Here is a 22,053-nt window from a genome sequence, read left to right as displayed (position 1 = left end):
TCTTTTATTTTATTACACGTGAATGGGTATTTTAAGGAAAAAATAAAGACTGTCGAGATTTTCTCGACAGTCTGAGGGCAGAGCGAAATATCTCTGCCCTTCTTTTTTTGGAAAATAAGAACGATGCACCACATACAAGTTTTTGTTTTTTTGATAGGATGAAGAAAAATGATAGATTCCAAAACAGGAAGGATGTGGTGTTTTGCGCAACCTAGCCAAGACGTCTCTATTGCTGGCCGGCTTATGCACGGCGGCCCAAATGGTTTTTGTAACACAGGCCTCAGCTGATCAAAGCATCAAATATGACAACACGTATCAAACCCCTTCATACATCATCGAAAAATCATCACCGAAGCAAGCACAAAACACAACCCAAAAAGAATCACTATTTTCCTATCTTAACAAGCATCAAACGCATTTTAAGCTCAAAGGGGATGCGAACAGCCATTTTCGCATTTCGAAAACAATAAAGGATCTAAAGACAAAACAAACGTTATTTAAATTAACGGAAGTTTACAAAGGAATTCCGATTTACGGCTTTGAACAAGCGGTCGCAATGAAGGAAAACAAACAGGTGAAAAGTTTCTTTGGAAAGGTGCATCCGCAAATAAAAGACGTATCCGTCACACCGTCTATTTCTGAAGAAAAAGCAATACGTACAGCGCGGCGTGAGCTCGAGGCTTCCATCGGGAAAATCGAATATATTGATGGGGAACCGAAAGGCCAATTATATATCTATCCGCACGACGGGGCATATGATCTTGCCTACCTTGTGAGAATCTCGACATCTGAACCTGAGCCTGGCTATTGGCATTATTTCATCGATGCCAAAAGCGGAAAGGTCATTGAGTCTTTTAACGCCATTCATGAAGCGGCAGGTACAGGAATCGGCGTCTCAGGTGATGAAAAAAGCTTTGAAGTCACAGAACAGAATGGGCGCTATTATTTGGCGGACGAAACAAGGGGAAAAGGGATCAATACGTTTGATGCGGAGAACCTGAATGAAACCTTGTTTACGCTTTTGTCTCAATTGATCGGGTATACGGGCAAAGAAATAGTCAGCGGCACGTCGGTATTTAAAGAACCGGCGGCTGTGGACGCGCATGCAAATGCGCAAGCCGTTTACGACTATTACAGCCAGACATTTGGCCGAGATTCTTTTGATCAAAACGGGGCAAGGATTACGTCTACCGTGCATGTCGGCAAACAGTGGAACAATGCGGCGTGGAACGGTGTGCAGATGGTATACGGTGATGGAGACGGCTCAACATTTAAGCCGCTGTCCGGAGCACTCGACATTGTCGCACATGAAATTACACACGCAGTCACGCAGTATTCCGCCGGTCTTTTATATCAAGGAGAACCCGGTGCATTAAACGAGTCAATTTCCGACATTATGGGGGCGATGGCAGACCGTGATGATTGGGAAATCGGCGAGGATGTTTATACCCCGGATATGGCGGGAGATTCATTACGATCACTAGAGGACCCATCCAAGCAGGGAAATCCCGATCATTACTCGAACCGTTACACAGGAACAGAGGATTATGGCGGAGTCCATATCAATTCGTCCATCCACAATAAAGCAGCTTACCTTCTGGCAGAAGGAGGCGCGCACCACGATGTACAGGTTGAAGGGATTGGGCGTGAAGCATGTGAACAAATTTACTATCGGGCTCTAACATATTATGTAACGGTGTCTACAGATTTCAGCATGATGAAGCAAGCGGCAATCGAAGCGGCCAATGATTTATATGGTGAAGGCTCGAAGCAATCAGCTTCAGTCGAAAAAGCGTATAAAGCTGTCGGAATTCAATAAGCAAACAAAAACAGTCAGGACATTTGAGTCTGACTGTTTTTGTTTGCTTATTTTCTTAAAAAGAATATCGCCAATGTGCCGGGGCCGGCGTGTGAGCCGACCGCAGAACCGATCGAATGCATGATGATCTCTTTCGGCTTGAACTCATCCTCTATCAAGTGTTTCATGCCAATGGCTTTTTCTTCATCCGCGGCATAGCTGATCCCGACGGTTTGATTGCTCCAATCATCACCGCGCTCCTTCATGAGTTCGATGATCCGTTTAAAAAGTTTCTTCTGTCCGCGGATTTTTTCCAGAGGCACCAGCTTGCCGTCCTCCATTTGAAGCAGCGGTTTAATATTCAGCAGACCTCCGACAAAAGCGGATGTTTTGGAGATGCGGCCGCCTCGTGCAAGATAGGTGAGATCATCCACGGTAAATATGTGATCAATCTGTTCACAAAAGTTCTTTACAGACGTTTCAATTTCTTGTATTGTATTCCCGTTGATACAGAGATCGGCGGCATGCCGGACGGCCAGACCGTATCCTAATGAAGCGCATTTAGAATCAATGACCCGCAAATCGAAATCGGGAAATTCCTCTTTCACTTCATTGGCCATCATCACAGCTGTCTGATACGTGCCGGAAAGGCCTGAGGAAAAGGCGATGTAAAGAGCGGGATCACCTGTTTTAGCATATTGCAAAAATACATTTTTAATCGTTTGCGGTGAGGCTTGGGACGTCTTAGGCGTTTCTCCTTTTTGCATCGCTTCAAATATTTGATCCGCATCAATCGTGACTGCATCTTCGAATTCTTTATCGCCGAGAGAAACCCTTAGCGGAATAAAGCCAATGCCGTTTTCTTCAAAGTAAGAACGGGGCAGATCGGTGGCGCTGTCAGCGATGAGATGAACTGTCATATTGCTTCCCTTCTTTCTGTTATCGCTCGTTATCATAAGAGTTAAGCCAACTATATCATATTAATTTGCCAAAATCGTGTTCAAATATTTGTTTTAAGGGAAAACATAATAAAGAAGAAAGAGCGGAGGAACAAGCCATGGTACTAGATCAAACAAAAAAATTACTCGTCGTCATCATCGGCGCTTTACTCAATGCGGCCGGGCTGAACTTATTTTTGATCCCGGCAGATGTATATGCCAGCGGATTTACGGGTGTCGCCCAGCTTTTATCAAGCGTCATTGTTGAATATGCCCCCTTTTATATATCGACGGGAACGCTCTTGTTCCTCTTAAACATTCCGGTCGGTATTTTAGGATGGATGAAGGTCGGCAAATCGTTTACGGTGTACAGTATTTTAAGTGTCGGGCTGACTACATTGTTTATGGGAATCCTGCCGGAAACAAGCCTGTCACATGACATTTTGTTGAACGCGGTGTTCGGCGGCGTCATTTCCGCGGTCGGCATCGGCTTAACGTTAAAATACGGTGCTTCCACAGGCGGGCTCGATATCGTCGCCATGGTGCTTGCAAAGTGGAAGGATAAACCCATCGGCACGTATTTCTTCATTCTGAACGGGATTATCATCTTGACGGCAGGATTATTGCAAGGTTGGGAGAAAGCATTATATACCCTGGTTACACTGTATGTGACAACGAGGGTGATCGACGCCATTCACACCCGCCACATGAAGCTCACGGCGATGATCGTGACGAAAAAAGCGGACCAAATCAAAGAAGCCATTTACGGAAAAATGGTCCGCGGCATCACCACTGTTCCGGCCAAAGGAGCCTTTACGAATGAACAGAAAGAGATGATGATTATCGTCATCACAAGGTATGAACTGTACGATTTAGAGAAGATCGTCAAAGAAGTCGATCCGAAAGCATTTACAAACATTGTGCAAACGACTGGGATTTTTGGTTTCTTTAGAAAAGACTGACGAAAGCAGGTGGAAGTCGTGAAACGGCTGCTTGTGATGCTCTTGCCCGTACTGCTTTTGATAGGCTGCGGGAAAGATGAGCAGACAGAACCCGATAAGGAGGTATCAGGCGGAATGGAGAATCAAGAGGTTGTTTTATCTGTTGACGCAATTCAGGAGCCTGAACAAATCAAGTTTAACATGTCGCTGAAGAACCAAAGCGAACGTGCTATCGAGTTTCAATTCAGCACAGGACAAAAATTTGAACTTGTCGTGTATGATTCTGAGCACAAAGAAAGATACCGTTATTCGAAAGACAAAATGTTTACGCAAGCTTTTCAAAATCTGACACTTGAACCTGGAGAAACCTATGATTTCTCTGATGTGTGGAAAGAAGTCCCTGAGCCGGGAACCTACGAGGTGAAGGTGACATTTAAAGGCAGAGCGGAAAATCTCAAACAGGTTCAGGCTGTTCAGCAGTTTGAAGTGAAATAAGAGGCTATGGCAAATCGCCATAGCCTTTTTTTACTGAAGTTTCTCCAGCTGATCCTGAAATTGATGGAGCTGGCGACGTTCTGCATCTGTCGAGTTGGCGTACGCAGAAGACACAGCATTTTTGGCTCTCAGAATCGCTTGATCCTGATCGCCTTCCTCAAAGCCGTTTGTCACCATGACAGCCTGTTGAACGAATGATTTTGCCTGCTGAAACAGTTCATTTCTCATTTAATATTCATACTGCCTTTCCGCCGAGTCTCGTGCCGCGGCATGCTGGTGAGCTTCTTCTAAAGTAGACCGATATGGAAATTTTGCGGCGTGTAGCCCGACGGAGTCTTTACCCTGGTGAATAAACCTTCTGGATTTGCTTCGTTTACCCATTTTGAGACTGCCCCCTTCCATACTTTGACGAGATGAGTCGTCTTCAATAGTATGGTGGGGCGAAGTCATGTTTATGAATGGGAAAATATTAATACGGGCCGGCCTTTAAAGTGAAAAATATTCTTTCAAAAATCTTGCCACGCCGTCTTCTTCATTTGTAACGGTTGTTCGGTTGGCAACCTGCTTGACCGCGTCAATGCCATTTCCCATCGCAACGCCGCAACCGGCGAATTCAAGCATTTCCAAATCGTTATCCTCATCCCCGAAAGCAATGATCCGCTCCTGCGGCACGCCGTAATAATCGCTGATTTTCTTCAGGCCAACCGCTTTATTCATGCCGCTTTTAATAATTTCTATGACATGCCACGGCGCGGCCCATCTTCTATGGTCGATCACCTCGGCGTGCACATTCGATAAATAGGAGCGTATGGCCGGCACATCTTCTTCTTTTGCGTGAATGAGCACGGATGTGACATCTTCTCCGAGATTTTCCCGCAAGTCTCCGACCGTCACGTTTGTTGTATTCATGTTAAAAGCATCAATCAAGTGCTCATCATGGTAATGAAAGTACACGTCGTCAATGACTTCAGCGAGCACATTATGTACGTTGTAGCTCTCGCTGATATCCACCAGCTGTTTCACAACATCAAGCGGCAGCGAGGTATGGTACCGTCCCCAGCTGTCGTCCTGCGGATGATGGACAAACGCTCCGTTAAAATTGACAATCGGCGTTGTCAGCTCCATCTGCTGGTAGTACATGGAACTTGAACGGTACGGACGTCCTGTTGAGATGCAGACATAATGCCCGTCATCTTTTAGGTGCTGTATCGTCCGAAGGGTGTTTTCTGATATGGTTTTATCATCCTTTAATAACGTTCCATCTAAATCTAATGCGATTAAATAGGGTTTTGTCTCCATGAAAAGCTCCTTTAACCTTAGAGTTTGCTTGTTTTGCCTTAATTACAGTGTAGCTTTTTACCATCTTTATTGTCTACATGTTACACTTATGATTATGGTTATCCTAAGGAGGGGCACACTGTGATTCAAATTGAAAATCAAACCGTTTCCGGTATTCCGTTTTTACATATTGTAAAGGAAGAGAACAGGCACCGCGCTGTTCCTCTCGTGATCTTTATACATGGTTTTACGAGCGCGAAGGAACATAACCTTCATATTGCTTATCTGCTTGCGGAGAAGGGCTTCAGAGCCGTTCTGCCGGAGGCTCTGCACCATGGCCAACGGGGAGAGCAAATGGCTGTTGAAGAACTGGCCGTCCATTTTTGGGACATCGTCCTCAACGAGATTGAAGAGATCGGCGCACTCAAAACCCATTTTGAAAAAGAGGGCCTGATAGACGGCGGCCGCATCGGCCTCGCAGGCACGTCAATGGGCGGCATCACAACGCTTGGCGCACTGACTGCTTATGATTGGATAAAAGCCGGCGTCAGCCTGATGGGAAGCCCGAATTACGTGGAGTTGTTTCAGCAGCAGATTGACCATATTCAATCCCAGGGCATCGATATCGACGTGCCGGAAGAAAAGGTAGAGGAGCTGATGAAGCGTCTCGAGTTGCGGGATCTCAGCCTTCAGCCGGAGAAACTGCGCCAGCGCCCGCTATTATTTTGGCACGGCGCAAAAGATAAAGTCGTGCCTTACGCGCCGACCCGGAAATTTTATGACACGATCAAGTCCGATTACAGCGAGCAGCCGGAACGCCTCCAATTTATCGGAGATGAACACGCCGACCATAAAGTCCCGCGAACAGCTGTGTTAAAAACGATTGAATGGTTTGAGACGCACTTATAAAGCACAAAGGTGTTAACAAGGGCAGGATTTACGTTATACTGTAGAAAAAAGGAGTGAGGGAACGTGGAAGAAGCATTAAAAGAAAACATCATGGGCGCCCTGGAGCAGGTTGTCGATCCTGAGCTTGGCGTTGATATCGTGAACCTTGGTTTGGTATATGATGTTGATATGGATGACGACGGTTTAACACACGTTACAATGACATTGACATCAATGGGGTGCCCTTTAGCGCCGGTTATCGTGGATGAAGTGAAAAAAGCGTTAGCGGACATTCCCGAAGTGAAAGAGACGGAAGTTCACATTGTGTGGAATCCGCCTTGGACAAGAGATAAAATGTCCAGATACGCGAAAATCGCGCTTGGCATTCAATAAAACAAAAGAGGGCAGCCTGACATATGAGGCTGTCCTTTTTTACAGCTGAAAGGAGTGAAGGAAATGATGTATCTGCTGGCTGTCCTATGCCCGCCGCTCGCAGTTTTGTTTTCGGGAAAACCGGTTCAGGCATTGCTGAATCTCATATTGACCTGTATCTTTTGGCTGCCGGGCGCGATTCACGCCTGTTTTATCGTGGCCGACCGCCGCGCCGAAAAACGGGCAAGGAGATAGCCTGGAAAAATGAGGGCGCAGACATGGTATAATGGTCATAAAAAAACAGCAGGGAGAGCGCCATGAAAAAGAAATTGCTTGCATTCGCGCTTTGTACAGGCGCGTATGCGGCCCTGTTTGCGTACTCTGTGCACTCAGATCAAAAAACAGACACAAGCGAGATGACGGATGTCAGCCGACTGATGCCGGTGAAAATTAAGCAGACAGTAAAAGGGCAGGAAGAGGAAACGCTCATTGACACGATCAAAGAAGCAAATCGAAAAAACATAAAGATCTCAATCGCCGGAGCCCAGCATTCCATGGGCGGCCATACATATTATGAGGACGGCATCGTTCTCGACATGACAGGCTACAATAAAATCTTGTCGTTCGATCAAGAGAAGAAAACCATCAGAGTCCAAAGCGGCGCGACGTGGAATGACATCCAGAAATACGTGAATCCATACGGACTCGCGGTAAAAGTCATGCAGTCACAAAATATTTTCACCATTGGAGGATCTCTCAGCGCCAATGCCCACGGACGTGATATCCGCTACGGCTCGCTGATTGATACTGTAAAATCATTTCGGCTTTTAAAAGCGGACGGAACGATCGTCACCGTTACTCCAAAAGATGACTTGTTTACAGCAGTCATCGGAGGGTACGGTCTTTTTGGCGTGATTCTTGATGTAACGCTTGAGCTGACGGATGATGAGCTGTATGTCATGAAGACTGAAAAAATGAATTACAGCGGATACGCAGACTATTTTACAAAGCACGTAAAAGGAAATCCGGATGTCCGAATGCATCTGGCGCGAATTTCAACAGCGAAAAAAGGATTTCTGGAAGACATGTATGTCACGAATTATGAATTGGCTGATCATCAGGATCAGCTGTCATCATACAGCGATCTTAAAGAAGACGAGTATACCGGGATCACAAAGTTTGCACTCGGCTTGTCAAGACGGTATGAATGGGGAAGAAATTGGCTGTGGAACACGCAGGAATCCTATTTCCTGAGCCAAAACGGCACAAAGATCACACGCAATAACGTCATGCGGTCCGAATCAACATTTCTCGAATATGAAAACAATGACAACACAGATGTTCTGCAGGAATACTTTGTGCCGGTGAAGAAGTATGCGTCCTATATTGACGACCTGAGACAAACGCTGTCGGACGAAGATTTGAACCTTGTGAACATTACCATCCGCTACGTGCAGAAAAATGAAAAAGCCGATCTTTCCTATGCGAAGGATGATATGTTTTCGCTCGTGCTTTTAATAAACGAGGGATTTTCAAAAGAAGCCCAGGCAGACACTGCCCGGATCATCAGGCGCATGGCAGACGTTGCCATCAAGCACGGCGGCAGCTATTATTTGCCGTATATGACGTACCAGACAAAAGCGCAAATGAGGCAGGCGTATCCGAAATGCGAAGCTTTTTTTCAGAAAAAACGAACGTATGACCCAGATGAGCGCTTTATGAATTATTTTTATCAGAGGTATAAATAATGGGGAAAAACAAATTAAAATGGCTGACATTATCACAAAGCAGCGTGTTTTTCGCAAGCAGCTTAATCTTTCCGTTTTATATTTTGTTTGTGAAAAATATCGGCTCAAGCTACACGCAGTTCGGTTTTTCCTACGGATTATTCGGGCTGAGCGGAGCGCTCATTTATCCGCTCCTCGGACGGCTGTCTGAGAGGCTCGACAACCGTTATTTTCTGCTTGCAAACTCTTGGGGTATGGCCGTGCTGCTTTTGTATGTCCCGCATATCGGAAGCGTTGTTCAAATGTATATCGTCCAAGTGCTGTTAGGACTCTTTGGTGCGATGCAAAAGCACGGAGAAAAAGTGCTGATCGCCGATTTTACAGACAGCGGAGAGCGGGGAAAAAAGATTGGCGATTACCATTTTTGGACAGCTGTCTTTTCAGCAGCAGCCATTATGCTCGGCGGCTTTCTCGCCGATTTTTTCACGGTGCAAATGATTTTTTATGCAAGCTCTATTCTATATTTTTTAAGCGGATTGATGATGATGAAAACAGGCTGACCGCGTCAGCCTGTTTTTTTATTCAATTAAAAAAAGCGGCAGATCAACGTTTTCTGATGCCGCAACGTTACTTTTTTTGAGCGGATTTTTCATCGAACAGAAAATGTACAAATGAATAAAAATATTAAATATACGATTGAATTAATTTTTATTCATGTTATAATGTTAAATAATTTCACAAAGACCAAGAAGGTGAACTTGTTTTGAAAATAGGAATTGTAGGCGCTACAGGCTATGGAGGCACCGAACTTGTCCGGATTCTCTCGCATCATCCTCATGCAGAGGAATGTATACTTTATTCATCCAGCGGTGAAGGGAATGTCTATAGCGAGGTTTATCCTCATCTTACCGGCTTAGCCGATCAGAAGCTGAAGCCGATTGAAATGAATACGATCAAACACGAAATAGATATCATGTTTCTTGCTGCACCGCCTGGGGTATCGAGTGAATTGACTCCGCAGCTGGCAGATGCAGGAATTCCGGTGATTGATCTGTCAGGTGATCTGAGGATACAAGAGCCCGCTGAATATGAAAGATGGTATAAACGGAAATCGGCACCGATGGAAGTGATTCATGAAGCGGTTTACGGCCTGGCAGAACTGAATCAAAAGCAAATTCAACAGGCGAAGCTCATCGCGAATCCGGGCTGTTTTCCAACTGCTGTTTTGCTTGGCCTCGCGCCATTGGCTCAACAGAAACTGCTCAATGAATCTTTCGTTATCGTTGACGCGAAGACCGGTGTTTCCGGAGCGGGAAGAAAAGCATCCATGGGAACTCATTTTTCTGAGCTGAACGACAATTTTAAAATTTATAAAGTCAATGAACATCAGCACACACCGGAAATTGAACAGGCGCTGCAAGAATGGCAGCCAGGGCTGGGGCCTATTACATTTTCGTCTCACTTGGTTCCGATGACAAGGGGCATCATGGCAACGATGTATACGCAATTAACCTCTAGCCTATCAGCAGATGACCTGCATCATTTATATTCGGAATTTTACCAAGATTCATATTTTGTGAGAATAAGGCCAAAAGGGCAGTATCCGCAAACGAAGGAAGTGTACGGCAGTAATTTCTGTGATATCGCCGTTACCCTGGACGAGAGAACGAACAGAGTCACGATCGTCTCGGTAATCGATAATTTAATGAAGGGTGCCGCCGGTCAGGCTGTGCAAAACTTTAATTTGATGAATGGCTGGAATGAAGAAACCGGGCTCACCATGACGCCAATTTATCCATAGAACGGGAGAGAATCGAACCATGATTCAGTTAAGTGAAGAGCAAATTATAAAAGTAACAGGTGATGTATCCTCGCCAAAAGGGTTTCAGGCAAAGGGCGTGCATTGCGGGCTGCGCTACTCAAAAAAAGACCTTGGTGCCATTATCAGCGAGACACCGGCCGTAAGTGCGGCGGTTTATACCCAAAGCCACTTTCAGGCCGCTCCGATCAAAGTCACACAAGACAGCTTAAAGCATGGGTCAGCATTGAAAGCCGTCATCGTTAACAGCGCCATTGCCAATGCCTGCACGGGAGAACAGGGCATAAAGGACGCATACACAATGCGGGAGAGTCTTGCTGCACAGCTGGGTATGGAGCCGGAGTTTGTCGCCGTTTCATCAACGGGCGTCATCGGCGAGTATTTAGACATGGAAAAAATTCAGGCAGGCATCAAACTGCTGACACAAACACCCGCGGGATCGGGAGATTTTGAGGAAGCGATCTTAACAACCGATACGGTGATCAAGCAGACGTGCTATGAGCTGACAATCGGCGGCAAAACAGTCACGATCGGCGGAGCGGCTAAAGGCTCGGGAATGATTCATCCGAACATGGCCACGATGCTGGGGTTTGTGACGACAGACGCGGCAATTGAAGAAAAAGCGCTGCAAAAGGCGCTTCGCGATATCACTGATGTTTCATTTAACCAAATCACAGTTGATGGTGAAACATCCACGAACGACATGGTATTGGTCATGGCAAACGGCTGCGCCGAAAATGAGTGCCTGACGGAAGATCACCCAGACTGGCCGGTCTTTAAAAAAGCGCTCTTGCTAACTTGCGAGGATTTGGCTAAAGAGATTGCGAGAGACGGAGAAGGCGCGACAAAACTAATCGAAGCCCAAGTGCAGGGAGCGAAAAATAATCTTGACGCGAACGTGATTGCGAAAAAAATAGTCGGTTCAAATCTCGTGAAAACGGCAGTCTACGGAACAGATGCCAACTGGGGGCGCATCATCGGTGCCATCGGGCACAGCACAGCTCAGGTGACGGCGGAAGAAGTAGAGGTTTATCTCGGGGGCCAATGCCTGTTTAAGCATAATGAACCTCAGGCATTCTCTGAATCTCTCGCCAAGGAATATCTTGAAGGAGATGAAATCACCATTATCATCAAGATGGATGAAGGTGACGGGAACGGAAGAGCGTGGGGCTGTGACCTGACCTATGACTATATCAAAATTAACGCGAGCTATCGCACATAATAAAGGGGAGCATGATGAAGAAAACAATCGTTTTTAAATGCGGGGGAAGTGTCATCCGTGAGCTGTCGGAGGAATTTTTTCATAACCTGAAAGAACTGATGGCGTCAGGATGGAAACCGGCGATCGTTCACGGCGGCGGCCCGGAAATCACAAATATGCTGAAACGGTTAAATATCAAAACAGAGTTTTCAGGAGGACAGCGCAAAACCACGAAGCCGGTGCTGGAAGTGGCTGAGATGGTTTTATCCGGCTCGGTGAATAAATTTTTCGTTGCCGAGCTTGCCAAACACGGACTGCGTGCCGCGGGCATCTCCGGTAAGGACGGCGGTCTTCTAGAGGCGGATTATCTCGATCCGGAAACATACGGGGAAGTCGGAGAAATCAAAAAGGTCGATACATCCATGGTGAACGCGCTGATGGAAAAGGGCATCATTCCTGTTATCGCGCCGCTGTCTATGACGAGTGACTGCAAGACGCTGAATGTGAATGCCGATCTGGCTGCTTCAGCAGTCGCCGGAGCGCTGGAAGCCGATAAGCTGATGTTCGTCACAGATGTCGATGGAATCTTGAAAGAAAAGCAGCGCCTCGACGTCCTGACCCCTGAGGAGATTCAAATGCTGATCAAACAGGAAGTGATCACAGGGGGGATGATTCCGAAGGTCAATTCAGCCTTGTCGGCTTTATCAGATCAGGTGTCTGAAGTCATGATCGTAAACGGAAAAGGATCATTCTTCACAGAACAAACCTTTCAAGGAACAAAAATCGTCAAAGCAAAGGAGGCTGTTTCATGAGCAGCTTGTTTCAAACCTACGGACGCTGGGATATTGACATCAAAAAAGCAAAGGGAACGTACGTTGAGGATCAAAACGGCAAAACATATCTCGATTTCATTCAGGGGATTGCGGTGTCTAATCTAGGCCACTGCCATGAAGCGGTCACGGGAGCAGTCAAAAAACAGCTCGACAGCGTATGGCACGTATCCAACCTGTTTCAAAACAGTCTCCAGGAGCAAGCGGCACAAAAGTTGGCGGCGCACAGTGCGGGAGACCTCGTTTTTTTCTGCAACAGCGGCGCGGAAGCGAATGAAGGCGCGATAAAGCTCGCCCGAAAAGCAACTGGAAAAACAAAAATCATCACTTTTCTTCAGTCGTTCCATGGCCGCACGTACGCAGGGATGGCCGCGACCGGACAGGATAAAATCAAAACAGGCTTCGGCCCGATGCTGGAAGGCTTTTACTACCTTCCGTACAACGATCCGTCCGCTTTTGAGGCTCTTGGCGAGGAAGACGGCATTGCCGCTGTGATGCTTGAGACAGTGCAGGGAGAAGGCGGAGTCAATCCGGCAAGCGCTGAATTTTTAACAGCCGTACAGTCGTTTTGCAAGGAAAAGGAAGCTCTTTTAATCGTTGATGAAATCCAGACCGGCATCGGACGGACAGGAAAGGGCTTCGCCTACGAGCACTTTGGACTCTCACCTGATATCATCACAGTCGCAAAAGGATTGGGAAACGGCTTTCCAGTCGGCGCTGTCATCGGCAAAAAACAGCTGGGAGAAGCGTTTACCCCAGGTTCTCACGGAACGACTTTCGGAGGAAATATGCTGGCGATGGCTGCTGTGAATGCCACATTGCAAACTGTATTCCAGCCTGGCTTTCTGCAAGAGGCTGCTGACAAAGGGGCATTTTTAAAAGAACAGCTCGAGGCTGAGCTAAAGAATCCTTTTGTCAAACAAATCCGCGGTGAAGGATTAATGCTTGGAATTGAATGTGATGGACCGGTTGCTGACATCATTACTGAATTGCAGACATTAGGCTTGCTTGTATTGCCGGCCGGCCCGAATGTCATTCGGCTGCTGCCGCCGCTCACCGTGACAAAGGATGAAATAGCAGAAGCCGTCAGCAAACTGAAACAGGCAATCGCTCAGCATTCCGCTGTAAACCAGTAATTTTTTTTCGACATCAAGGTATAAAAATTCATTTTTATAATTAATTATTCATCAAGAGGTGGGCTGTGAGATGGAAGGTTATTTAGTGTTAGAAGATGGAACCGCGTTCAGCGGCGAGCTGGACGGTCATGAAAGCTGCACGGGAGAAGCTGTTTTTTTTACAGGAATGACAGGCTACCAGGAAGTGCTTACAGATCCATCATATAAAGGACAGATTATCGTATTTACCTACCCGCTGATTGGCAACTACGGCATTAATGAAAAGGATTTTGAAAGCAAGAAACCGCAAGTAAAAGCCGTGGTTGTCTACGAGGCGTGCGACCATTTTTCTCATCATGAAGCCGTATACAGCCTCAAGGAGTATTTACAGAAATGGAACATTCCGCTGTTGACCCATGTTGATACGAGGGCTGTCGTAAAAAAAATCCGTGCAAACGGAACGATGGGTGCGAGTGTCACAGCTTCTAAAGAAGCAGCTGAGATCGCTCTTCAGCCTGAGAATGTGGCAGAGCAGGCATCCGCGCAGGAAATCAGCACATTCGGCGACGGACATAAACATATCGCCCTCATTGATTTTGGCTATAAAAAGTCCATCGCGTCTTCACTTGTCAAACGAGGCTGCAAGGTCACCGTAGTGCCGTATCAGCAAATGGAAGCTGTATACGATATAAAGCCGGACGGCATTGTGTTATCGAATGGACCTGGAGACCCGAAAGCCATTCAGCCGTATTTAGAAAAAATCAAAAGCATCGTCAGCCGTTATCCGACTCTTGGGATTTGTCTGGGACATCAGTTAATTGCGCTCGCGTTCGGAGGAAATACATTCAAGCTGCCATTCGGACACAGGGGCGCAAATCATCCGGTCATCGACCGTGAAACGAAACGTGTCTTCATGACAAGCCAAAATCACAGCTATGTGGTTGATGAACAGTCTATTAATGAAGCAGAGCTCACGATCAGGTTTCATCACGTTAATGATACGTCAGTTGAAGGGCTCTCCCATAAAAAATGGCCTGTCATGAGTGTGCAATTCCATCCGGAAGCGCATCCCGGACCGGCGGAAAGCGAATGGATTTTTGATGATTATTTAAAGAATGTGATACCAGCAAGGAGAGAAATCGCGCATGCCTAAAGACACCAGTATTTCAAGCATATTAGTAATCGGCTCTGGCCCGATCATCATCGGGCAGGCAGCGGAATTTGATTATTCAGGCACTCAAGGGTGCATCGCGCTGAAGGAGGAAGGCTATCGGGTGATCCTCGTCAACAATAATCCGGCGACCATTATGACCGATGAAGCCTTCGCTGATGACATTTATTTTGAGCCGCTGACAGCAGAAAGCCTGACAAATATCATTAAGAAAGAACAGCCTGATGGGCTTCTTGCCAATTTAGGCGGGCAGACCGCGTTGAATTTAGCGGTGGAGCTTGAAGAAACGGGTGTTTTAAAAGAGCACGGCGTCAAACTGCTCGGCACATCCGTTGAAACCATACAAAAAGGAGAGGACCGGGAAAAGTTTCGTTCATTAATGAACGAATTGAACCAGCCTGTGCCAGAAAGTGAAATTGTTGATAACGAGGCCGACGCCCTCCGTTTTGCGGAATCCATCGGTTTTCCCGTCATTATCCGACCTGCTTACACATTAGGCGGAAAGGGCGGAGGAATCGCCCCTAATAAAGAAGCCTTTACAGCCATGATTAAACAGGCGCTGTTAGCAAGCCCGATCAATCAATGCCTTGTGGAAAAAAGCATAGCCGGTTTTAAAGAAATCGAATATGAAGTCATGCGTGACAGCAATAACACATGCATTACCGTGTGTAATATGGAAAACATCGATCCGGTCGGTGTGCATACAGGTGACTCCATCGTTGTGGCGCCGTCACAAACATTGACGGATGAAGACTATCAAATGCTGCGGACGGCTAGTCTGACGATCATCTCAGCACTTGATGTCGTAGGCGGCTGCAACATTCAATTCGCGCTTGATCCATTCAGCAAGCAATATTACGTCATTGAAGTCAATCCGCGGGTAAGCCGGTCATCGGCTCTCGCGTCTAAAGCAACCGGTTATCCAATTGCCAAAATGGCTGCGAAACTGGCGGTCGGATATACCCTTGATGAGCTGAAAAATCCGCTCACAGGTTCGACTTACGCAAGCTTTGAACCGGCGCTGGACTATGTGATCGTCAAATTTCCGCGCTGGCCGTTTGATAAATTCAAAAACGCAGACCGCAAGCTTGGCACAAAAATGAAAGCCACCGGTGAAGTGATGGCGATTGAACGGAATTTAGAAGCGGCGATACAAAAGGCAGCAGCGTCCCTTGAACTGAAAAATATCGGTACGCATCTTCCAGAGCTCAGTGGCTTGTCGATTGAAGCGCTATGGGATTTGGCAGTCACTCCGGACGATCGTAGATTTTTCGTTGTCATGGAGCTGTTGAGCCGCAGCGTGACGATTGAAGACATTCATGCGAAAACAAAAATTGATCCGTTTTTCCTGCATACCTTTGACAACATCATCAAACTGGAAAACCGCTTGATGGAGACGGGAAGTGATCTCTCTTTTGACTTATTGAAAAAAGCAAAGGAAAAGGGATTTTTAGACGCAACGATTGCCTCGCTGATCAGCAAAACAGAAGAAGAGGTGCGCGCGCTTCGCAAGGAGATGGGCATTACACCTTCCTTCAAAATTGTAGATACATGCGCTGCTGAATTTGATGCGAAAACAAACTACTTTTACTCGACATATTTCGGAGAGACCGATGGTGACATCAGCCGAAAAGAGAAAAAACGCGCGCTGATTATCGGATCGGGACCGATTCGCATCGGCCAAGGAGTTGAATTCGATTACAGTGCCGTTCATGGAGTGTTAACACTGCAAAAGCTTGGGTTCGAAACGATTATGATGAACAACAACCCGGAAACGGTCAGCACAGATTATGAAATTGCGGACCGCCTGTATTTTGAACCGATGACAACGGAGCACATTTTAAACGTGGCGGAGCAGGAAAGCATTGACTTTGCAATCGTGCAATTCGGCGGCCAAACCGCGATCAATGCTGCTGAAGCACTCGAAAAAGCCGGCATTACCCTTCTCGGCACGTCGTTTAAAACGCTCGACGTGTTAGAGGATCGGGATCAATTCTATCAGCTTCTTGATGAGCTTGGATTGAACCACGCAAAAGGAGAAATCGCATATACAAAAGAAGAGGCGGCTGAAAAAGCTGATGAAATCGGCTATCCGGTGTTAATCCGCCCATCTTACGTCATCGGCGGAATGGGCATGATCATTGTTGACTCGCAAGCCCAGCTTTCTCATCTGCTGAACGGTGAAGACAGCATGCCGTACCCGATTTTAATTGATCAGTACGTGTCAGGTAAGGAAGTAGAAATTGACTTGATTTCCGACGGTGAGGATGTCTTTATCCCGACATATACCGAGCATATTGAACGAGCAGGGGTCCATTCGGGAGACAGCTTTGCCATCCTTCCCGGACCGTCCATTACAAGCGGGCTGCAGCAAGACATAAAAGATGCCGCGCAAAAAATTGCCCGAAAGCTTTCATTTAAAGGCATCATGAACATTCAATTTGTGATCGACAGTGGAAACATTCTCGTCCTTGAAGTGAATCCGAGAGCGAGCCGCACGGTTCCTGTCGTCAGCAAAGTAATGGGCGTTCCGATGATTCCGCTTGCCACACGGCTGCTGGCGGGGGCGTCTTTAAAAGATATAAACCCTTCTGTTCAAAATCACCACGGCGTTGCTGTAAAGTTCCCGGTCTTTTCATCACATGCGATTCAAGATGTAGATGTCAAGCTTGGGCCGGAAATGAAATCAACGGGAGAAGGCATGTGTGTTGCATACGATGCCGACAGCGCCTTGAAAAAAATCTATACACGTGTCTGGAATCAAAAAGGAAGCATTTATTTGCAAAACGGGCCGGACGAAATCAAGGAATTAGCGGAAAACGCCGGTTTTACGGTACATGAAGGGGCATTTTCCTCATGGATGGAGCAGGAAGGAAAAGCGATCCACATCAATCTGAGCGGCTCTGAAGAAGCGCGCAAAGAACGTTTAGAAGCCATGACGCACGACATCACCGTCTTTACAGAAGAAGAAACCGTGCGGGCGTTTTTACAAAGCGGTTCAGGCCATCCGCAGCCTGTATCTCTCAAAGATCTCTATAAAAAGGAAGTGGCATCATGCACACAGTGACGGAAACCAGTTTATACGGAAAAGATTTATTAACGTTACAGGATCTTAGTGAACAGGATATAAACGCCTTGCTAGCAGAAGCCGGTGAACTGAAACAAAACAAAATCCAGCCTATTTTCCAAGGCAAAACCTTGGCGATGATTTTTGAAAAATCATCAACGCGGACCCGTGTTTCATTTGAAGCAGGCATGGCACAGCTGGGCGGGAGCGCTCTCTTCTTAAGCCAGAAAGATCTGCAGCTGGGGCGCGGTGAAACCGTCGCTGATACGGCAAAAGTGCTGTCAGGCTATGTCGATGCCATCATGATTCGTACCTTTGAACATGAAAAGGTGGAGGAGCTTGCTAAAGAAGCTGATATTCCGGTCATCAACGGACTTACTGATAAATACCATCCATGCCAGGCGCTGGCGGATCTCTTGACGATTAAGGAAAAGAAAGGGAAGCTTAAAGGCGTGAAAGTCGCGTACATCGGTGATGGAAATAACGTGGCGCACTCATTAATGATCGGCTGCGCGAAAATGGGCTGTGATATTTCAATCGCTTCGCCAAAAGGATACGAAGTGTTAGATGAAGCAGTTGTAGCGGCAAAAACATTTGCACTTCAATCGGGCGCTTCTATCAAGCTTACAGCTGATCCGCTTGAAGCAGTAAAAGACGCGGACGTGATTTATTCTGATGTGTTTACAAGCATGGGGCAGGAAGCGGAAGAACAAGAGCGTCTCGCTGTATTTGCGCCTTATCAGGTGAATGCGGCGCTTGTCAGCCATGCCAAGCCTGATTATACTTTTTTACATTGCCTCCCTGCGCACCGTGAGGAAGAAGTGACAGCGGAGATTATTGACGGGCCGAATTCGGCGGTATTTCAGCAGGCGGAAAACCGTCTCCACGTGCAAAAAGCACTGCTGAAGGCCGTTTTATACAGAGAGGAATCATCGAAAAACTGCTGAGCTCAGCAGTTTTTTTGATGGAAACATATTGACAGGCGAATAGGCACATACTACAGCAAAAAGGAAAAGGAGGAAAAACAGTGGGTCAGCAGCATCAATTCCGTCCGGGACAGAAAGCGCCCAACAATGGCATCTACGTTGAAATCGGCGAGACAGGTAGTATGGTTAAAAACCCGCAAAAGATCCATTTGTCAGCAGGGGATATGTTTCCTGAGACATCAAATCACAACCGGCTGTGGACATATAAAAGAAAGCCGTGATCAAGAAAAAACCCAAAACAATGAAATGTTTTGGGTTTTTGGCGTTTTTAATGCTGGCTTGCATTTTTGTTCATAGGCATGATTTCTGCTAAAACCATGATCAAGACATACAGTACAACAGCAATGACAGATGATGTTTTGAATTGATACGCAACGCTGTTCATGCTGGCAACCAAGTAGCATGCCATATGTGATAAAAGGAACGTCCAAATAAAGGCAATAATATATCGCACGTTTCCACCTCGTCCTTCTCATTCTATTCTAAAAGCTATCATACCATACAAAAAGCGAAGGGGGAATCCAATTTTAGAAGAAAAATGAGGTGACAAAAGAGTCTGATTCGATACACTTTAAATAAAACAAAAAACATCGAATGGTATAATAGCCAAAACTCATAAAGGCTAGGACTTTACCTTATTCGTTTCTTTTCTTTTTACATAAGATAGCGTGAGATGAAGTGTGAAAGGAGGCGGGCAAGCGATGGGAATAACGGAAAGGTACTTTCAATTAGGAACGGAGCAGAATGTGATTCATCTGCCCTATCGCCCAAACGGCTTTGGCATCTTTATCTTGGGGGACAGAACCCACTTTGTCGGGAATGATTCAAGCTTTTGGCTGCAGCATTACGGCAGAAATCAGCTTCTGAACATGCTGAGGAATGAAGGATACACTCTTTTTAACAGCAATCTCTACGGAAGGCATTGGGGCGCGAAAAAAGCGGTCGCCTATGCCAAACAGCTGATACATTCCGTTCTGAAGCAGGAAATACTCAATCCGAAGATTCATATTTTAGCAGAAGGAATGGGTGCTCTCGTGGCCGATGAATTGCTTCGTTTTTCCCCGGATCATATCCGTTCAGCCGCAATGTTGAATCCTTGTCTCGATCTTCAGGCTCATTATGAATCAGAGAAAGAAAATAAATTTTTCTATAAGCAATTTTTGAAAGAGGTATCGGAAAGCTGCGGAATAACTGAAAAAGAAGCGGAAGCGTTCCGTTATAAAACAATTGAGAGCTATCCGAGCGGCGTGCCGGTTCATATATGGCAGCGAATGACCGGAGCGCCCTATCCATACAGCGTACATGCGGAAGCATTCAAGGAACAACAGCAAAAGCGAGGTTCACCAGTCGACATGACATTTCACTTATTTGAGCATCCAAGCAGAATTTATGCATCAATCTGTAAATTCTTTCACAGTCATGAAAAAGAGTTATAGAGAATACAATAACAACAGCCTTCTCTTTTGTGGAGGCTGTTTTGCTTTGGAAATGAAAAACCGGAAAGGCGGCAGATGCAATGGAATCAACGCTGATTGTAGGTGCGGACGAATTTTTCGGCCTTTCATTATGCGAGCGAATGATGGATGAAGGCATACATGTTGACGTTATTCTGGCGGAAACAGAAGATGAAATGAGACAAATGTACTTAGAAGAAAGACTCTTGTGGCTTGGGAGAAATGGACTCTTTCGCCAGCTTGAACGCATTGGAGATCAAAAATATGATACAATTTGTATCCAGTTCGGCGGCTTTTTGCCTTTAGACCAATTTGATTCTCCTTATATATTAGTCTATGAACAAGACCGAAAAGAATGGGGAAAACATGAAAAGGCAGGCTCGGAAAAAGCGGTGATCCTGCCGAAAATGTATGGGCCGTGGAAAGAAGAAACCGAAGAAGACGGCTGTTACACAGACGATGTGGCTGAGGAGCTGCTGAGGTTCCTGCTTGAACCAAGCCGCGATAAAAGCAAAGATCAGATTTTCGATTTGCAAGTCACAGAAAAAACCTCAAAAGAAGAAGCAAAAACAAAAATAATCGAGTGGAAAAGACAATTTTCATCAATTTTCGACAAATATTAAGAAAAACCTTCCATGTTTCGAGTTTTCTAGATACAATAAACGTATAAAAATGATACATGTTATAGCTTGTCAAAAGGAGTTGAACATGACTTGATCACAAGGCTTGTCATGATCTTTTCTGTCCTCCTTTTATTAAGCGGATGTGGACAAACTCCGTTTAAAGGAAAAATTGAGAAGGTCGGCATGCTCTTTCCTGATACGATTAACGATCTCGTATGGGGCACAAAAGGGTATAAAGGATTACTGAATATACAATCAAAATACAATGTGGACGTCTACTATAAAGAAGGCGTAAAAACAGATGAAGATATCATAAATGCGATTGAGGATTTTCATAAGCGGGGCGTCAATCTTCTCTATGGCCACGGGAGTGAATATGCAGAAGTGTTTAACTTGGTCAGCGAAGATTATCCGGATATGGAATTCGTCATTTCTAATGCGAAAGCGAAAGGCGATAATGTGACGAGTGTCCATTTCAGCGGCGAAGCAATGGGCTTTTTTGGAGGAATGACAGCTGCCCATATGTCGAAAACAAATCAGGTCGGCGTCATTGCTTCCTTTACGTGGCAGCCAGAGGTTGACGGTTTTATCAAAGGGGCCAAATATGAAAATCCGGATATAGAAGTAAACACGAAATATACGGCTCATTGGGATGATGATACGACGGCAGTAAAGCTTTATCATAAAATGAAGAACGAAGGCGCGGATGTTGTGTATCCCGCTGGAGACGGGTATAATGTTCCTGTCATTCAGCAAATCAAAAAAGACGGCCTCTATGCTATCGGCTACGTCACAGATCAATCAGAACTGGGTGAGAATACCGTATTAACCAGCACGGTGCAAAATGTGGACAAGGCCTATGAAATCATCGCTGAGCAATTCAACAAAGGCTCCCTTGAAGGCGGCGATCATTACTACGACCTGAAAACCGGAGTTGTTGAAATGGGAACATTCAGCCCGCTTGTCGATAAAGACTTTCAGCATAGAATCGCCAAGCTGATCAAAACGTACAACAAAACAGGCGAACTGCCAAAAAACGAGTAATGGAGTGACGTCATATGCAGCATGAAAAATCACTGGAGTTCTTGCAAATTGCCATGAAATATCTTCCTGAAGCGAAAGAACAGCTTGAAAAATCAGGCATTGAGCTGTCAATGGAGGCCATACAGCCGTTTATGAATCTTTTTACCACGGTAATGGCTGAAGCTTATGAGCTTGGCAAGTCCGACGCAAAATCGGAAACCGAATAAGAAGAAGCCACTTTTTTGAAAGTGGCTTCAGACTGTCGAGAAAATCTCGACAGTCTTTATTTTTTCCTTAAAATACCCATTCACGTGTAATAAAATAAAA

The 22,053-nt window shown here is 45.9% G+C and carries 25 protein-coding genes; 20 read left to right on the top strand and 5 right to left on the bottom strand.

Translation table 11 applies throughout. The features are described from left to right. The first annotated feature begins 202 nt into the window (after positions 1-202). Positions 203-1,819 carry a M4 family metallopeptidase gene (locus ACY3LV_RS20625; protein WP_464864427.1) on the top strand — a complete coding sequence of 539 codons (1,617 nt, stop codon included), beginning with the start codon at positions 203-205 and terminating at the stop codon, positions 1,817-1,819. 47 nt (positions 1,820-1,866) lie between these two features. Here the strand turns inward: ACY3LV_RS20625 and ACY3LV_RS20620 are convergent, their stop codons facing one another. After that, positions 1,867-2,718: a DegV family protein gene (locus tag ACY3LV_RS20620; protein ID WP_464864426.1), complete on the bottom strand. Its 852-nt coding sequence runs from the start codon at positions 2,716-2,718 to the stop codon at positions 1,867-1,869. Positions 2,719-2,855: 137 nt separating this feature from the next. On the opposite strand from ACY3LV_RS20620, the gene ACY3LV_RS20615 reads away from it, so the two are divergent. Together ACY3LV_RS20615 and ACY3LV_RS20610 are read left to right on the top strand one after the other, a co-directional pair. Beyond that, positions 2,856-3,698, top strand: coding sequence for a YitT family protein (locus ACY3LV_RS20615; protein WP_148964263.1), 843 nt, complete (start codon positions 2,856-2,858; stop codon positions 3,696-3,698). Between the two features lie 18 nt (positions 3,699-3,716). After that, positions 3,717-4,172 (top strand): BsuPI-related putative proteinase inhibitor, encoded by a 456-nt coding sequence (locus tag ACY3LV_RS20610; RefSeq protein WP_333518227.1) that lies wholly within the window; start codon positions 3,717-3,719, stop codon positions 4,170-4,172. Between the two features lie 30 nt (positions 4,173-4,202). Here the strand turns inward: ACY3LV_RS20610 and ACY3LV_RS20605 are convergent, their stop codons facing one another. From ACY3LV_RS20605 to yitU, 3 genes are all read right to left on the bottom strand, one after another. Then, positions 4,203-4,400, bottom strand: a complete 198-nt coding sequence (locus tag ACY3LV_RS20605; RefSeq protein WP_087993467.1) for a DUF3813 domain-containing protein — start codon at positions 4,398-4,400, stop codon at positions 4,203-4,205. Then, a complete protein-coding gene (locus tag ACY3LV_RS20600; RefSeq protein WP_176365310.1) occupies positions 4,401-4,553 on the bottom strand; it encodes a hypothetical protein in 153 nt (50 codons plus the stop codon). 105 nt (positions 4,554-4,658) lie between these two features. Next, positions 4,659-5,471, bottom strand: coding sequence for a 5-amino-6-(5-phospho-D-ribitylamino)uracil phosphatase YitU (gene yitU / locus ACY3LV_RS20595; protein ID WP_148964264.1), 813 nt, complete (start codon positions 5,469-5,471; stop codon positions 4,659-4,661). Between the two features lie 120 nt (positions 5,472-5,591). Between yitU and ACY3LV_RS20590 the strand changes: the two genes are divergently transcribed. The 13 genes from ACY3LV_RS20590 (at position 5,592) to ACY3LV_RS20530 (ending at position 18,847) form a co-directional block, all read left to right on the top strand. Next, positions 5,592-6,359, top strand: a complete 768-nt coding sequence (locus ACY3LV_RS20590) for a prolyl oligopeptidase family serine peptidase (RefSeq protein WP_148964265.1) — start codon at positions 5,592-5,594, stop codon at positions 6,357-6,359. Between the two features lie 63 nt (positions 6,360-6,422). Then, positions 6,423-6,731, top strand: a complete 309-nt coding sequence (locus tag ACY3LV_RS20585; protein WP_148964266.1) for a metal-sulfur cluster assembly factor — start codon at positions 6,423-6,425, stop codon at positions 6,729-6,731. 63 nt (positions 6,732-6,794) lie between these two features. After that, complete coding sequence (locus tag ACY3LV_RS20580) at positions 6,795-6,965, top strand: YqaE/Pmp3 family membrane protein (RefSeq protein WP_087993463.1); 171 nt, start codon at positions 6,795-6,797, stop codon at positions 6,963-6,965. A gap of 62 nt (positions 6,966-7,027) precedes the next feature. Then, positions 7,028-8,458: an FAD-binding protein gene (locus tag ACY3LV_RS20575; RefSeq protein ID WP_464864425.1), complete on the top strand. Its 1,431-nt coding sequence runs from the start codon at positions 7,028-7,030 to the stop codon at positions 8,456-8,458. Continuing rightward, entirely contained in the window at positions 8,458-8,997 is a 540-nt protein-coding gene (locus ACY3LV_RS20570; protein ID WP_464864424.1) for an MFS transporter, read from the top strand. The genes ACY3LV_RS20575 and ACY3LV_RS20570 overlap by 1 nt, the downstream gene beginning before the upstream one ends. Positions 8,998-9,200: 203 nt before the next feature. Continuing rightward, a complete protein-coding gene (gene argC / locus ACY3LV_RS20565; RefSeq protein ID WP_464864423.1) occupies positions 9,201-10,238 on the top strand; it encodes an N-acetyl-gamma-glutamyl-phosphate reductase in 1,038 nt (345 codons plus the stop codon). 19 nt (positions 10,239-10,257) lie between these two features. Next, positions 10,258-11,478, top strand: coding sequence for a bifunctional ornithine acetyltransferase/N-acetylglutamate synthase (gene argJ, locus ACY3LV_RS20560; RefSeq protein ID WP_333518220.1), 1,221 nt, complete (start codon positions 10,258-10,260; stop codon positions 11,476-11,478). 14 nt (positions 11,479-11,492) lie between these two features. Then, positions 11,493-12,269, top strand: a complete 777-nt coding sequence (argB, locus tag ACY3LV_RS20555) for an acetylglutamate kinase (RefSeq protein ID WP_289349063.1) — start codon at positions 11,493-11,495, stop codon at positions 12,267-12,269. Next, entirely contained in the window at positions 12,266-13,423 is a 1,158-nt protein-coding gene (locus ACY3LV_RS20550) for an acetylornithine transaminase (RefSeq protein ID WP_464864422.1), read from the top strand. Before argB ends, ACY3LV_RS20550 begins: the two co-directional genes overlap by 4 nt. A 70-nt stretch (positions 13,424-13,493) precedes the next feature. Further along, positions 13,494-14,555, top strand: a complete 1,062-nt coding sequence (locus ACY3LV_RS20545) for a carbamoyl phosphate synthase small subunit (RefSeq protein ID WP_464864421.1) — start codon at positions 13,494-13,496, stop codon at positions 14,553-14,555. After that, positions 14,548-17,640, top strand: coding sequence for a carbamoyl phosphate synthase large subunit (locus ACY3LV_RS20540; RefSeq protein WP_464864420.1), 3,093 nt, complete (start codon positions 14,548-14,550; stop codon positions 17,638-17,640). Before ACY3LV_RS20545 ends, ACY3LV_RS20540 begins: the two co-directional genes overlap by 8 nt. Further along, positions 17,628-18,587 carry an ornithine carbamoyltransferase gene (argF, locus tag ACY3LV_RS20535; RefSeq protein ID WP_464864419.1) on the top strand — a complete coding sequence of 320 codons (960 nt, stop codon included), beginning with the start codon at positions 17,628-17,630 and terminating at the stop codon, positions 18,585-18,587. Before ACY3LV_RS20540 ends, argF begins: the two co-directional genes overlap by 13 nt. A gap of 80 nt (positions 18,588-18,667) precedes the next feature. Next, positions 18,668-18,847 (top strand): YjzC family protein, encoded by a 180-nt coding sequence (locus tag ACY3LV_RS20530; RefSeq protein WP_148964275.1) that lies wholly within the window; start codon positions 18,668-18,670, stop codon positions 18,845-18,847. Positions 18,848-18,894: 47 nt separating this feature from the next. On the opposite strand, the gene ACY3LV_RS20525 is transcribed toward ACY3LV_RS20530, so the two are convergent. After that, entirely contained in the window at positions 18,895-19,080 is a 186-nt protein-coding gene (locus ACY3LV_RS20525; protein WP_087993454.1) for a YjzD family protein, read from the bottom strand. A gap of 247 nt (positions 19,081-19,327) precedes the next feature. Between ACY3LV_RS20525 and ACY3LV_RS20520 the strand changes: the two genes are divergently transcribed. The 4 genes from ACY3LV_RS20520 (at position 19,328) to comZ (ending at position 21,953) form a co-directional block, all read left to right on the top strand. Continuing rightward, positions 19,328-20,062 (top strand): hypothetical protein, encoded by a 735-nt coding sequence (locus ACY3LV_RS20520; RefSeq protein ID WP_202328451.1) that lies wholly within the window; start codon positions 19,328-19,330, stop codon positions 20,060-20,062. 80 nt (positions 20,063-20,142) lie between these two features. Next, positions 20,143-20,703 carry a hypothetical protein gene (locus ACY3LV_RS20515; protein ID WP_333560669.1) on the top strand — a complete coding sequence of 187 codons (561 nt, stop codon included), beginning with the start codon at positions 20,143-20,145 and terminating at the stop codon, positions 20,701-20,703. A 90-nt stretch (positions 20,704-20,793) separates the two neighbouring features. After that, positions 20,794-21,747, top strand: coding sequence for a transcriptional regulator Med (gene med / locus ACY3LV_RS20510; protein ID WP_148964278.1), 954 nt, complete (start codon positions 20,794-20,796; stop codon positions 21,745-21,747). A gap of 14 nt (positions 21,748-21,761) precedes the next feature. Continuing rightward, positions 21,762-21,953, top strand: coding sequence for a ComG operon transcriptional repressor ComZ (comZ, locus tag ACY3LV_RS20505; protein ID WP_003224559.1), 192 nt, complete (start codon positions 21,762-21,764; stop codon positions 21,951-21,953). The last annotated feature ends 100 nt before the right edge of the window (positions 21,954-22,053 follow it).

It is taken from the genome of Bacillus sp. 11C (assembly GCF_055486375.1).
The sequence above is the reverse complement of the archived record's forward strand: the minus strand, read 5'-3'. Positions and strand labels throughout refer to the sequence as shown.